Here is a 13,260-nt window from a genome sequence, read left to right on the forward strand (position 1 = left end):
TACCATCAATTAAGCGATTTAACAAGATATAAATTCATTATTTTTATCAAAAATTAGATATCCATCAATTTTTTTAGCTAATATTTGAAAAGATAAAAAATAGCGGCAGATTTGCTGCCGCTATATGATGGTAACTTGTTGATAAACTTAAAAGTGCAGTGTTAATCCGCCAATTTCACGCCATAAAAGGCGCTGTAACCAAACGGACTTTGTTTATAATCGCGTACACGCAGGCTCAATGGCGTAACCGTAATCGAATGTGCTACGGTGATCCACGGTGCTTGTTCTTTGGCGATCACTTGTGCCTGTTCGTATAACCCAATGCGTTGGGTTTTATCCGATAAGGTCGCCGCTTGCTTAATCAAGCTATTAAAGTCGTTGTTACACCAACGGGCATAATTGCTGTGCCCAACACTGTCACAGCCCAACAATGGGGTCAAGAAGTTGTCAGGATCACCATTATCACCCGACCAACCGTAAATACCGGCCGTCAACAACCCCTCTTTGGTACGCTTAATGTAATCGCCCCATTCGTAGCTGACCAACTCGGCTTTCACACCGATTTTCGCCCAATCACTTTGTAAGATTTCCGCTAAACGACGCGGATTCGGGTTAGAGTTACGCACCACCGGCTGCACCCACAACTGAGTTTCAAAACCGTTCGGATAACCGGCTTCTGCCAACAACTGCTTGGCTTTTTCCAAGTCATACGGATAATCTTTGACTTCGGTGTTGTAGCCCCAAATCGTCGGTGGCAATGGGTTTACCGCCGGTACGCCGGCACCTTGATACACCACTTTGATAATGGTGTCTTTATCCGCCGCCATATTTAACGCCTGGCGCACTTTTACATTATCAAACGGTGCTTTTTCGGTATTAAACGCAATATAGGCCACATTCAAGCCTTCCTGCGACATCAATTGAATCTTCGGATCGGTTCTCATTTTGTCTAAATCGGCACTGTTCGGAAAATCCATCATATCGCAGGCGCCGGTTTGCAATTTGGCATAACGAGCAGTTGCATCCGGTGTGATGCTGAAAATCAGGCGCTTAATAGGTGCTTCGCCTTTCCAGTAATCTTTATTTGCCAAGAAACGTACTGCTTGGTCGAGTTGATAACCGGCAAACACAAACGGTCCGGTGCCGATTGGCGTGGTGTCAATGGTTTCCGGTTTGCCTGCTGCCAGCATTTTATCGGCGTATTCTTGCGAATAGATCGAGATGAAATCCATGCCTAAACTGGATAAAAACGGTGAATCCGGATAGTTCAGCGTGATTTTCACCGTGTAATCATCAACTTTTTCAACAGATTTCAACAATTTTTGGAAATTCATTGAATTAAAATACGGATAAGTACCGTTGGAAACATTATGATAAGGATGGTTTGGATCCAGTTGGCGTTGGAATGAGAAAATCACATCATCCGCATTGAAATTACGGCTCGGGGTAAATTCCTTATTTGAATGAAATTTTACGCCTTTGCGCAGGTGAAAAGTATATTGCAAGCCATCTTCGCTGATATCCCAACTCTCCGCCAAACCCGGTTCTAAATCGGTGCTGCCACGCACAAATTCAACCAAGCGGTTATACACTTGTTGTGAACTGGCGTTATACGAAATGCCATCCATCACCAGAGCGGGACTGAAACCGCTTGGTGCACGGCTGGTGCAGTTGATAAAAGTGTCTTTGTCCGCTGCTTGCGCCATGGTGGTCAGCCCCAGTAGAAGTGCGGTAGCCGAAAGTGTATTGCGTAAGGTAATCCGTAATGTCATATTGCCCCCAAAAATGATTCATAAAAAAATAACATTTCCGTCAAGATACAACGGTGTAGTGAACTTGCAAAGATCAAAATCATCTGGATTATAACCAAATCATCTAATCATGCCTATGCGTCGCCGAAAATAATTTAGCCCTCGCGTCGGCTCATGTTTTCGCCGTCATGAGCTTGTAGTTTTAACAAAACGATAATTTGAAGAATCCCGATTGCTGCGACTGTAAAAAAGGTATAGCTGAACGCCTGTGCCACAGCATCGGGCGCCAGTAGGGTACGATAGATGTTGAGCACGACCGCAGCAAAAGCAATTCCCAGACCCAACCCCACCTGCTGAGTCACACTCAGCAAAGTGCTGCCTTCGCTGTTGTTTTCCTCGGAAAACTCACTGATGGTCAAGGTGTTGGTTGCAGTAAACAGCAGCGACATCGCACAACCGTATAACACCAGAGGCGGTAACAGCCAGCACAGCGACCAGCTTGGCTGCATTAATCCAAAGCAAACAAGACTGGCACACAGCAGAATCGTGGCGGCAATCAACGCCTTTTTATAACCAAAACGATTTAACCAGCTGCGAATCATTGGTTTACACAGAATGGAACTCAGCGCAATCGGCATCAACATCCAACCTGCTACATCTGCCGGGTAGCCATATGCTACCTGCAACATCAACGGCAACAAAAACGGAGCGCCCGAACCACACAGGCGTAAAACCAAGTTAACTTGGGTGCCGATATTAAAAGTGCGGTATTGAAACAGTGAAAACCCCAACAGAGGCTGTGAAACGTGGCGGGCATAGTGGTAATAACCGACAAACAGCAACATGCCCAATAGCAAAACGACAATCGCTGACCACAAAGAAAATGTGCGGCTGCCAATCATATCCAGCCCTAGGGTTACGCTCGCCAACGCACCGCCAAACAGCAAAAACCCGAGCCAATCCAGACGGAATCTTTTACCGGTCAGATTCGGCATATAACGTCCACACAACCAAAAGCCAACAATACCGATCGGAATATTCATCAAAAATATCCAATGCCAGCTGGCATAAGTCACTAACCAACCGCCAAGCACCGGCCCCATAATCGGTCCGATTAATCCCGCCATCACCATCATATTCCACACCGACAGCACTTCATGACGTGGCACACTCTTGATAATCGACAAGCGGGCAACCGGCATCATCAGCGCACCACCTGCGCCTTGCAACACCCTAAACGCTACCAAACTGTTTAAATCGCCGGCAAACGAGCAGCAGATTGAACCGAGGGTAAACAGCGCAATTGCCGCACGAAAAACCACCAATGTGCCGAAACGATCCGCCAGCCAACCGCTTAACGGAATCAGTAGTGCCACCGTCAACGCATAACTGATCACCGCCAGTTGCATTTCCAGCGGTGACTCCTGCAAATCGGCAGCTATGCTTGGCAATGCCGTGTTCAAAATGGTGGCATCGAGGGTTTGCATAAAAAGTGCGGTCGACGCCACCCAAGCTAAGCCATAATAATTGTTACTCATGCGGTGGCAACCAAGCCGCGATAAAATCAGCGATCTGTTCAACAGCATTCAAATCCAAACTGGGAACATTCCCCTGCCAAGGTTGGTTTTGACAAAGATAATCCGTTGCTACCGCCAATACCTGCTCATCTATTTCAGGAAACGGTTTGCCGGCAGCTTGACGGTGCAGCAATATTTTCGGCAGTGGTTCGTGTTTGAAACCTTCAACCAACACCAAATCGTTTAAATCCGGATCCAGCTGACGTGCTAAATAATCCAACGAAACCGCACTTGCTGTTTCCGTCATTATCGCCCAACGCTGATCACACGTCACGGCCACCTGCGAAGCCCCGGCTTGGGTCATGCGCCAACTGTCTTTGCCGGGTTTATCAGTATGTAGATCGTGGTGAGTGTGTTTAATCACCGCCACCCGCAGCCCTTTTTGTTGCAAGTGCGGCAACAGTTTTTCCAATAATGTCGTTTTGCCGCTGCCGCTGTAACCACTGATCCCCAACATCGTCAACGCTGATTTTTCCCTCTCTGGACTGCAGTTGATTTCAGCCAATTGTGCCGGATAGTTGATATTGGCAAATGCCTGCGCCTGATCGCTGAAATCCACTACTGCATAGCGCTGTTGCCGCATAAAATCGCGCACTTTGCGCCCGCCCGCTAACAAATAACGCTGTAATGGTTCAATTAACTTTTTATTCAGCAGCGCAAATGTCGGGTGTTCCCGTTCGCCGTCGCTCGCATAAGCCAGATCCGCTTGCGTTTGCTGCACGGTTTGCAGCAGACGCTCGGCTAAATCCAGCGGCAAAAACGGCGCGTCACATGGCACAAACAGTACCCACTGCGTTTGGCTCTGTTTCAGCCCGCTCAACATGCCGCTCAACGGCCCTAAAAAACCGTCCAACTCATCAATAAACACCGGCAGACCGCACTTTAGATAACCTTCTTGATGGCGATTGGCATTAATCAAAATCTGCTGCGCTTGCCCCTGCAAGCGTGCTTTGACGTGCATAAACAGCGGTTTTCCCTGCAGTTTCTGCAAGCCTTTATCCGCCCCCTGCATCCGCCGCGACAAGCCGCCGCACAAAATCACTGCACTGATTTGTTGTTCCATTTAAACTCTCTTTTGCCAATTTATCGGGTCTGTTGATCTTTGTTTATAAACTGTTGCAATTATGCTTTTCTTTGCTATCATCGCACAAATTAAAATCGAAACAAATAGATTAGGATGAGTTATGAAATGTCATCGCCTTAATGAAGTACTTGAATTGATTCAACCGCATTGGTCACAAGAGCCGGATCTCAGTTTACTGCAGTTTTTACAGAAAATTGCTGCTGAAGCCGGATTTGACAAACCGATTGCCGAATTGAGCGATGAAGTGATTATCTATCACCTGAAAATGCGCGGCAGCGATAAACACGAACCGATTCCGGGCATTAAAAAAGACTATGAAGACGATTTTAAAACCGCACTTTTAAAAGCGCGTGGCATCATTAAGTAAATAACTGATAAGTAAACAACTGATAAGTAAACAACTGAAATTTAGGATAGTTATGAAAAAATTTTTATTTATTTTAACCGCACTCTTGAGTATGAATATCGCGCAAGCTGCTGATTTTGTCCCGCAAGAAGGTAAACAGTTCATCACCGTGACGCAACCTGCCAGTGTCGATAAAGAAGTGATTGAGTTCTTCTCGTTCTACTGCCCACACTGCGCCAATTTCCAAATGGAATATAAAATTCCACAAGCGATTCAAGCAAAAATGCCACAAGGTACTCACTTTGTGAAATACCATGTCAACTTCTTGGGGCGTGCATCCGAAGACTTGACCCGTGCTTGGGCATTTGCGATGGCAACCAACAGCACTGAATTAGTGGAAGATGCGTTATTTGAAGCGGCACAAAGTAACCGTATCAGCTCAATGTCAGATATCCGTAAAATTTTTATCGACAAAGGTATCACTGCCGAACAGTTTGATAACGGCATCAACAGTTTTGCGGTTAACGGCCTAGTCAACAAGCAAATCAACGCACTGGAACAATACCAAGTGAAAGGCGTACCGGCATTTTTTGTCAACGGCAATAAACAAATCGACATGGGCGGCTTCAGCGACTCAAACAGTGTGCAGCAATTTGTCGATAACTACACTGCAACCGTTTTATACCTGTTAAATCATTAATCTATTAACTTTTTTGTCAATAATATTTTCATCACGCCTGTTAGCATCACCGACAGGCGTTTTTATTGCCGATAAAATTTTTCAAAATCCGGCGGTTTCCACAAAAAAATATTGACTTATTTTTATGAATTGATTTAATGCTTGCCGAATTATCTTTGTCTTATAGAGGAACCATTATGGCCGAAAGTTTTAGCGTAACCCGTCGTTTTTTCGATGATAAAAATTATCCGCGCGGATTCTCCCGTCACGGCGACTACACCATTCGTGAATCTGATACTCTGGAAAAATACGGGCAAGCGTTTATTGAGCTGGATCTGGGCAACCGTAGCCCGATTACTGCTGAAGAAAAACAGTTTGTCGCTGTTTGCCGCCTAGAGCGCGAACCAGAAACCTTTTTTGAAAAAACCTGGTGTAAATACCGCTCACGTATCTCCAGCGTAAAACGGGTATACACTCTTTCAGGACTGGCCGGCAGCGAACCTGTCGATGATTACAGCAACAACGACTAATTCGCAACCAGCCTAACGCTACGGCGCATTTCCCTATGCGCCGCTGTTCTCTCTAGATCTATTCTGCTGTGGCATAAAAAATGCTACACTAACCGCACTTTAATATTTAACAACCCATTTGCTACCTATTTATGCCGAACCAATCTTTAGCAATCTCACAATATCCACAACTGCTAGCCACCAAACAGCAAAAACTGGCTGAACTGCTTGCCCCTTTCAGCGCTCCGTCGCTAGAGATATTTGCTTCCGAGCCGGAATATTATCGAATGCGCGCCGAATTTAGGATTTGGCATGATCAGGGCGAGATGTACCACATCATGTTTGATCCGCAAACCAAGCAGCGCTATCGCGTTGATCATTTTCCGGTCGCCAGCCGTTTAATCAACCGTATGATGGCAGCAATTATCCCCTTATTACAATCCATACCTCTCTTGGCGCATAAACTGTTTCAGATTGATTATCTCAGTACTCGCAGCGACAAAATAATTGTCAGTTTGCTGTATCACAAAAAACTGGACGAACAATGGCAGCAGCAGGCACAAATTTTACGCCAACATTTGCAACAACAAGGGTTCGATCTGCAATTAATCGGCAGAGCCAGCAAGCAGAAAGTCTGTTTAGAACAAGAATATATCGATGAAGTGCTAACGATCAACCGCCGTGATTACACCTATCGCCAAGTGGAAAACAGCTTCACCCAGCCAAATGCCGGCATTAATATTAAGATGATCGAATGGGCCCTGTCCTGCACGGCGGACAGCCAAGGGGATTTATTGGAGCTATATTGTGGCAACGGCAATTTTTCCGTGGCGTTGGCGCAAAATTTCCGCAAGGTGCTGGCGACCGAAATTGCCAAACCATCCGTTGCAGCGGCACAATTCAATATCGAAAACAACCACATCGACAATTTACAGATTATTCGGATGTCCGCCGAAGAATTTACCCAAGCGATTAACGGCGTGCGCCAATTTAACCGACTGCAAGGCATTGATCTGCATGATTATCAGTGCGAAACCATTCTGGTCGATCCACCGCGTGCCGGACTGGATAGCGAAACAGTGAAAATGGTGCAGCACTATCCACGGATTTTATACATCTCTTGCAATCCGCACACCCTGTGCGACAATCTGCAAACCCTGTGCCAAAGCCACCGCATTGAACGTGCAGCATTGTTTGATCAGTTTCCTTACACCGAACATATGGAGACTGGTGTTTTTTTATCCAAAAATAAAGCGGTTTAACGTATTAAAAACATGTCTTTTCGTGATAAATTACCGTTTTAAAATATGTCTTTTCGTGATAAATTGCCGTTTTAAAATTTGTCTTTTCGTGAAGATTTAAGATGAGCTATGCATGAGGCAACATATGCTAAAACGAAAATTTTATCAAAAAATGTTATATTGGAAGCAAGACGCAAAAGGAACGACTGCGTTATTAATCAATGGCGCAAGACGCGTTGGTAAGAGTTATTTATGCCGTCAATTTGCAAAAAATGAATACAAAAGTTTCATAATAATCGATTTTGCCAATGTACCAAGTGAGATTACTCACTTAGTTGAGAACGAAAGTTATGATTTAGACTTATTTTTCTTAAAACTAGCAACATTTTACTCAACTCATTTATATGAACGTGAAAGTTTAATTATTTTTGATGAAATACAACTCTTTCCAAGAGCAAGACAATTAATTAAATATCTCGTTGCCGATGGTCGTTATGATTTCATTGAAACGGGCTCACTGTTGTCCATAAAAAGAAACGTTAAAGATATAGTTATTCCATCTGAAGAAACGCATCTGACAATGTATCCTTTGGATTTTGAAGAGTTTTTATGGGCTAAAGGTGACTCTACCACCATTCCAATGTTGAAAAAATTCTTTGATAAAAGAATTTCATTAGGCACTGCACTGCATAGAAAAATTTTAAATGATTTCAGACAATATATGCTCGTTGGTGGCATGCCCCAAGCAGTTAATGAATTTTTAATTAGTAATGATTTTTCTAAAGTTGATCAAGTAAAAAGAAATATTTTATCATTATATCGTAATGATATTGTTAAATATGCTGGCAATAATCAAAACAAAGTATTAGCGATTTTTGATAAAATTCCGGGACAACTTGCCAAGAAAGAAAAAAAATATATTTTAGCTTCCCTATCAAAAGAAGCTAGATTCAGAGAATACGAAGACGCTTTTATGTGGCTAGATGATGCCATGATATCTAATACCTGCTTCAATGCTACTGACCCGAATGTCGGATTAGCTTTAAGTAGTGATTTTGCCACGAGAAAAACTTATATGTTAGATACCGGATTACTGGTCACTCAGTCATTTTTTGATAAAGAATTCTCTGACAATGAATTATATCGTAGTATATTAATAAAAAAATTAAATATCAATGAAGGGATGTTAATGGAAAATATCGTCGCTCAGATATTTAGAACTAGCGGGAGAAAACTTTTTTTCTATTCTAGAAATGATAAAGAAAACCGAAAAAACCACATGGAGATTGATTTTTTACTAGCCGACAATAAATATATTTCTCCAGTAGAAGTTAAATCATCTAATTATAGAAAGCATTCATCACTCGATAAATTTAGACGAAAATTTGATATACGAATAAAAGAGCCCATTATTCTATATCAAAATGACATAATGATTAAAGAAGGTGTATTACACCTACCGATATATATGGCTATCTTTTTATAGATTAATTAGAAATGACTCATTTAAATATACAATTACTGTGCGAAGATCCGGCTAAGCAAGTCGAGTTTGACCGCACTTGTGCCAGATTAAATTTGACGCATCGGCCTGAAGCGATTTTAGCCTTAGTACAAACCAGCGAACGTTTGGAATTGCGCAAACTGGACGAACCGAAATTAGGCGCTGTTACGGTCGATTTTGTCAGCGGCACCATGGCACATCGGCGCAAATTCGGCGGTGGACGCAGCGAAGCCATTGCCAAAGCGGTCGGCATTAAAAAAGAGTATCTGCCAACGATAATCGACGCTACCTCCGGTTTAGGGCGCGATGCCTTTGTGTTGGCAGCAATCGGTTGCAAAGTGCGGTTGATCGAGCGCCACCCGGTGGTGTTTGCCCTGCTGCAAGACGGCTTACAGCGCGCTTATCAAGATGCAGAAATCGGAGAATGGTTGCAACACCGAATGCAACTGTTATCGGTTAATAATCTGACCGCACTTTCACCGACTCAGGATTGCGCCGATGTGGTTTATCTCGATCCGATGTATCCACATAAACAAAAAAGTGCCCTCGTCAAAAAGGAGATGCGCATTTTTCAACATTTAGTCGGCGCTGATTTGGATGCGGATCAACTGCTTCCGTCAGCACGGCAACTGGCACGCAAGCGCGTGGTAGTCAAACGCCCCGACTACGCCCCGTTTTTAGCCGAACAAAAACCGCACTTTAGCCAAACCACCAAAAATCACCGCTTTGATGTGTATATGGGTTTAAGATAAACCCGCTCGACTCATTTTTTGCTCGCTTCCGTCTGATTTGATTGTTGTTTTGCAGTTAAATTATTACTACGTTTTTTCGTTCGCAAAGAACCTAGATAGATCGCTAACAGTGTTAAACCTGCACCGAGCCATTGCAGGCGGTTAATCGGTTTTAACAGCCAGAAATAGTCAATCAGCAAAGCAGCGACCGGTTCGCTAAGCAGCAGCAAACCGGTGACGGAGAGCGATAACAGCGGAATTGCATAGGCGATAAGCCCCCAGGCGAAACATTGCATAAGCGCACCATAAAGCAGAACCAAACCGATATCACGCCAAGTAGTGGGGTATAAATTGTGGCTGTTAAGCAGTAACGAAGGCAAAAATAATGCCAGCATACCGCCTAAACTGATCAACAGCATCAACGGGAAAAGTGCGGTTTGTTCGACTTGTTGGGTTTTGCGCACAAATACCATCGACAACGCCAGCATGCCGCCAGATATGATACCGCTGACAAAACCCCAGCTGGCATTGCTGTTGTACCCAAACTCCGGACTGGCGATCAGTGCAACACCGCAAATTGCCAACAGCAGACTGCACAGTTGTAATTGGGTGAGCCGCTCCGCAAACCAGATAAATCCGATTGCGGCAAGAAAGAAGATCTGCAAGCTGTTGAGTAAAGTGGAAATACCCGGCCCAACCGCATAAATACTTTCGTGCCATAATGCCAAGTCTAAACCTAAAAACACGCCGGATAACAGCGCCATGCCAATGGCTTTGCGACTTTGCGGCAGTTTTTGCTTAAACTGGCGCATTAAGCCCCAAAAGATCAGCGCAGCAACCAATAAGCGCCAAAAAGCAATGGCATAAGCGCCCACCGGTACAAATTTAACAATCAGACTGCCTAATCCGAAGATAACACAGCCGATAATCAACAATGGCGCGGCGTAATTGGTGTTTATTTGTTGTGACATTTTCTTTTCCGACATAAAGTGCTGTTTTCATTCGAGAAAACCGCACTTTGTGAGATTAACCCGATTTTCAAATGCCGGGTTAGAACAGCACGCGCGCTTTAATCGTACCTTCAATACTGCGCAAGCGTTGTAGCACACTGTCAGTATTAGTGGTTTCAACATCAATCACCACATAACCAATTTGCGGGTTGGTTTGTAAGAATTGTGCCGCAATATTTACGCCTTCATCGGTAAAGATTTGGTTAATTTTGTTCAACACTCCCGGACGGTTGTGGTGAATATGCATTAAGCGCTTGGTGCCGGAATGCTCCGGCAGCGATACTTCCGGGAAATTAACCGCCGATAAGGTGGAACCGTTATCGGAATATTTCACCAGCTTATTCGCCACTTCCGAGCCGATATTTTCTTGTGCTTCGGAGGTTGATCCGCCAATATGCGGGGTCAAAATCACATTGTCGAAACGACACAGCGGTGACTCAAACGGGTCATTAATCGAAGCCGGCTCAGTCGGGAACACATCAATCGCCGCACCTAACACCCGTCCACTGTCGAGTGCCTCTGCCAGTGCCGCAATATCGACCACTGTGCCACGAGCAGCGTTGATCAAGATCGAATCTTGCTTCAATTGTTCAATGCGCTCTCTGCTCATCAGATTCTTGGTCGAATCATTTTCCGGCACATGCAGCGAAACCACATCACAAGTTGACAACAATTCTTCCAAGGTACGAATCTGTTGCGCATTGCCGAGCGGCAGTTTATTTTCAATATCATAAAAATAGACCTGCATCCCGACCGCTTCTGCCAGAATACTCAATTGTGAACCAATATGCCCGTAACCGATAATCCCCAGTTTTTTACCACGCACTTCATGTGAACCGTTTGCAGATTTATTCCACAACCCCCGGTGCACTTCAGCGTTTGCCTGCGGCACTTTGCGCATTAACAGTAAAATCTCACCTAACACCAATTCAGCCACCGAGCGGGTGTTGGAAAACGGTGCATTAAACACCGGAATCCCGCGCTGTTTTGCCACTTCCAAGTCCACCTGATTAGTGCCGATGCAAAAACAGCCGATAGCAATCAGCTTTTGCGCATGCTGCAACACTTCAGCCGTTAAGTCGGTTCGCGAGCGAATGCCGATAAAATGAGCGTCTTTGATCGCTTCAATCAGGTCTTCTGCATCCAATGCTTTCTTATGGTACTCAATATTGGTGTAACCCGCATGATGCAGACTATCCAATGCACTTTGATGTACGCCTTCCAGCAGCAAAAATTTGATTTTTGCCTTATCCAGTGAGACTTTTACTGTCATGTTGTTTCCTCTAGTTCCTAAGTTAAGCTAAAATTCGATTACACTAAAACCTGAGCCCCTTGAGCACTACCGACAATCACAATATCGGCACTACGCAAAGCAAAAATTCCGTTAGTGACCACGCCGGCGATATTATTCAGGGTCTTTTCCATTTCCATCGGCTGCATAATTTTGAAGTTATACACGTCTAAAATGACATTGCCGTTATCGGTGACTACGCCTTCGCGATATTCCGGTGCGCCGCCTAAGCCGACCAATTTCCGCGCCACATAAGAGCGAGCCATCGGAATCACCTCCACCGGCAACGGGAATGTAGAGCCTAACACATCGACTTGCTTACTGGAATCCACAATACAGATGAATTTTTTTGCTAATGAAGACACAATTTTTTCACGTGTCAAGGCCGCTCCGCCCCCTTTAATCATCATTTTTTGCGGGTTGATTTCGTCGGCACCATCGACATAAATATCCAAAGCGGAAACATCATTGGCGTTAAATACTTCAATGCCCAAGGCACTTAAACGGCGTTCGGACTCTTTCGATGCCGCCACTGCCCCTTTGATTTGATCTGAGATTGCGCCCAAAGCATCGATAAAACAGTTCACCGTCGAACCGCTGCCAACCCCGACAATGCTATCGGGTTGCACATATTTTAACGCTGCTTGCGCCGCCTGTTTTTTCATTTCGAGCTGATCCATAACATATCCTTTAACAATGTAAAAAGAGGGTAAAAGTTAATTTATCTTACTACGTTATCGGGATTGTTCAATCCTTATCAAACAATCCACTTTCTAAATAATAAATTGGCTGCACTATCATCAGGCAATTCTGGTTTAGCAAGGCTTTGAACATAAAGCTGATAGTACTTGATTTTTTGCTCAATAAAATCATTTAATGGTTGAATTTTTTCTTCTAAATCAAATTCTTCTCCTGCCAATTTGCGTGTTAGCAACACCTCAATTTTATGTCTCAGCATGGGTTCTAAAACCGCATCATTTAATAAATCGGTAAACAAGATCGGTGGATTTTTTGCATATTTTTCAATCCACATACAGGCTAAAATCGGGCGTAGCACATAGAAATATTTTTTGATTTTAACCAGATCGGATTTTAGATAGCCGCGAAAATTGCCATCAGCCATATGTAGATAATGGTGAATCATGCTGCTTGGCGAAAAATAGCTCTGTGCAAGTTGGCGAAATTCACTGAGAAATGGTGCATTCACTTGATAGACAATCGGCGAATACAGCCATTCCGACAATGCCGGATTCCCCTTACGGCATAATTTCAGGGCTTTTTTCAGATCCCAACCGCTGATATCCAACGGATCGCTAATCGGATATTCCAACACATCGCGTGGTTCATCAATCAACAGATAATCAGCTTGCGTTCGGCTATAAATAAATCGCACATCATAATCACTGTCTTGCGAGGGAAAGCCCCATGCGCGGCTGCCGGATTCGACTGCATACAATACGAGAACCTTTTCTTCTGATTCGATTCGTGTAATTTCCTGGCGAATTTTATTCAACATTTCATCTGTTATCATTCTTTA

The 13,260-nt window shown here is 44.1% G+C and carries 13 protein-coding genes; 6 read left to right on the forward strand and 7 right to left on the reverse strand.

Annotated features, from left to right (window positions below; all coding sequences use genetic code 11):
• Nucleotides 1-161: 161 nt before the first annotated feature.
• The 3 genes from EDC16_RS00735 to mobA form a co-directional block, all read right to left on the reverse strand.
• Nucleotides 162-1,772: an ABC transporter substrate-binding protein gene (locus EDC16_RS00735; protein ID WP_132964389.1), complete on the reverse strand. Its 1,611-nt coding sequence runs from the start codon at nucleotides 1,770-1,772 to the stop codon at nucleotides 162-164.
• A gap of 134 nt (nucleotides 1,773-1,906) precedes the next feature.
• On the reverse strand, nucleotides 1,907-3,289 hold the full coding sequence (locus EDC16_RS00740; RefSeq protein WP_132964391.1) for a DHA2 family efflux MFS transporter permease subunit: 1,383 nt from the start codon (nucleotides 3,287-3,289) through the stop codon (nucleotides 1,907-1,909).
• Nucleotides 3,282-4,391 (reverse strand): molybdenum cofactor guanylyltransferase MobA, encoded by a 1,110-nt coding sequence (gene mobA, locus EDC16_RS00745; protein WP_132964393.1) that lies wholly within the window; start codon nucleotides 4,389-4,391, stop codon nucleotides 3,282-3,284. The genes EDC16_RS00740 and mobA overlap by 8 nt, the downstream gene beginning before the upstream one ends.
• A gap of 121 nt (nucleotides 4,392-4,512) precedes the next feature.
• Here mobA and EDC16_RS00750 point away from each other — a divergent pair, with 121 nt between their 5' ends.
• The 6 genes from EDC16_RS00750 to EDC16_RS00775 all read left to right on the forward strand — a co-directional run bounded on the left by EDC16_RS00750 (nucleotide 4,513) and on the right by EDC16_RS00775 (nucleotide 9,443).
• The gene (locus EDC16_RS00750) at nucleotides 4,513-4,779 is read left to right on the forward strand and encodes a YihD family protein (protein WP_132964395.1); all 267 of its coding nucleotides are present in this window, start codon (nucleotides 4,513-4,515) and stop codon (nucleotides 4,777-4,779) included.
• 52 nt (nucleotides 4,780-4,831) lie between these two features.
• Nucleotides 4,832-5,458: a thiol:disulfide interchange protein DsbA gene (gene dsbA / locus EDC16_RS00755; protein WP_132964397.1), complete on the forward strand. Its 627-nt coding sequence runs from the start codon at nucleotides 4,832-4,834 to the stop codon at nucleotides 5,456-5,458.
• Between the two features lie 176 nt (nucleotides 5,459-5,634).
• The gene (locus EDC16_RS00760; protein ID WP_132964399.1) at nucleotides 5,635-5,967 is read left to right on the forward strand and encodes a MaoP family protein; all 333 of its coding nucleotides are present in this window, start codon (nucleotides 5,635-5,637) and stop codon (nucleotides 5,965-5,967) included.
• Between the two features lie 131 nt (nucleotides 5,968-6,098).
• Complete coding sequence (gene trmA, locus EDC16_RS00765; protein WP_132964401.1) at nucleotides 6,099-7,208, forward strand: tRNA (uridine(54)-C5)-methyltransferase TrmA; 1,110 nt, start codon at nucleotides 6,099-6,101, stop codon at nucleotides 7,206-7,208.
• 124 nt (nucleotides 7,209-7,332) lie between these two features.
• On the forward strand, nucleotides 7,333-8,673 hold the full coding sequence (locus EDC16_RS00770) for an ATP-binding protein (RefSeq protein WP_132964403.1): 1,341 nt from the start codon (nucleotides 7,333-7,335) through the stop codon (nucleotides 8,671-8,673).
• A gap of 11 nt (nucleotides 8,674-8,684) precedes the next feature.
• The gene (locus tag EDC16_RS00775) at nucleotides 8,685-9,443 is read left to right on the forward strand and encodes a class I SAM-dependent methyltransferase (protein WP_132964406.1); all 759 of its coding nucleotides are present in this window, start codon (nucleotides 8,685-8,687) and stop codon (nucleotides 9,441-9,443) included.
• Between the two features lie 11 nt (nucleotides 9,444-9,454).
• Here EDC16_RS00775 and EDC16_RS00780 read toward each other — a convergent pair whose 3' ends face one another.
• The 4 genes from EDC16_RS00780 to EDC16_RS00795 all read right to left on the reverse strand — a co-directional run bounded on the left by EDC16_RS00780 (nucleotide 9,455) and on the right by EDC16_RS00795 (nucleotide 13,254).
• Entirely contained in the window at nucleotides 9,455-10,393 is a 939-nt protein-coding gene (locus EDC16_RS00780) for a DMT family transporter (RefSeq protein WP_132964408.1), read from the reverse strand.
• 79 nt (nucleotides 10,394-10,472) lie between these two features.
• The gene (serA, locus tag EDC16_RS00785) at nucleotides 10,473-11,705 is read right to left on the reverse strand and encodes a phosphoglycerate dehydrogenase (RefSeq protein ID WP_132964411.1); all 1,233 of its coding nucleotides are present in this window, start codon (nucleotides 11,703-11,705) and stop codon (nucleotides 10,473-10,475) included.
• A gap of 38 nt (nucleotides 11,706-11,743) precedes the next feature.
• Nucleotides 11,744-12,403 (reverse strand): ribose-5-phosphate isomerase RpiA, encoded by a 660-nt coding sequence (gene rpiA / locus EDC16_RS00790; protein ID WP_132964413.1) that lies wholly within the window; start codon nucleotides 12,401-12,403, stop codon nucleotides 11,744-11,746.
• A gap of 77 nt (nucleotides 12,404-12,480) precedes the next feature.
• The gene (locus EDC16_RS00795; RefSeq protein ID WP_198362732.1) at nucleotides 12,481-13,254 is read right to left on the reverse strand and encodes a nucleotidyltransferase domain-containing protein; all 774 of its coding nucleotides are present in this window, start codon (nucleotides 13,252-13,254) and stop codon (nucleotides 12,481-12,483) included.
• Nucleotides 13,255-13,260: the final 6 nt, after the last annotated feature.

Source organism: Testudinibacter aquarius (assembly GCF_004342725.1).
Taxonomy (GTDB): Bacteria; Pseudomonadota; Gammaproteobacteria; order Enterobacterales; family Pasteurellaceae; genus Chelonobacter; species Chelonobacter aquarius.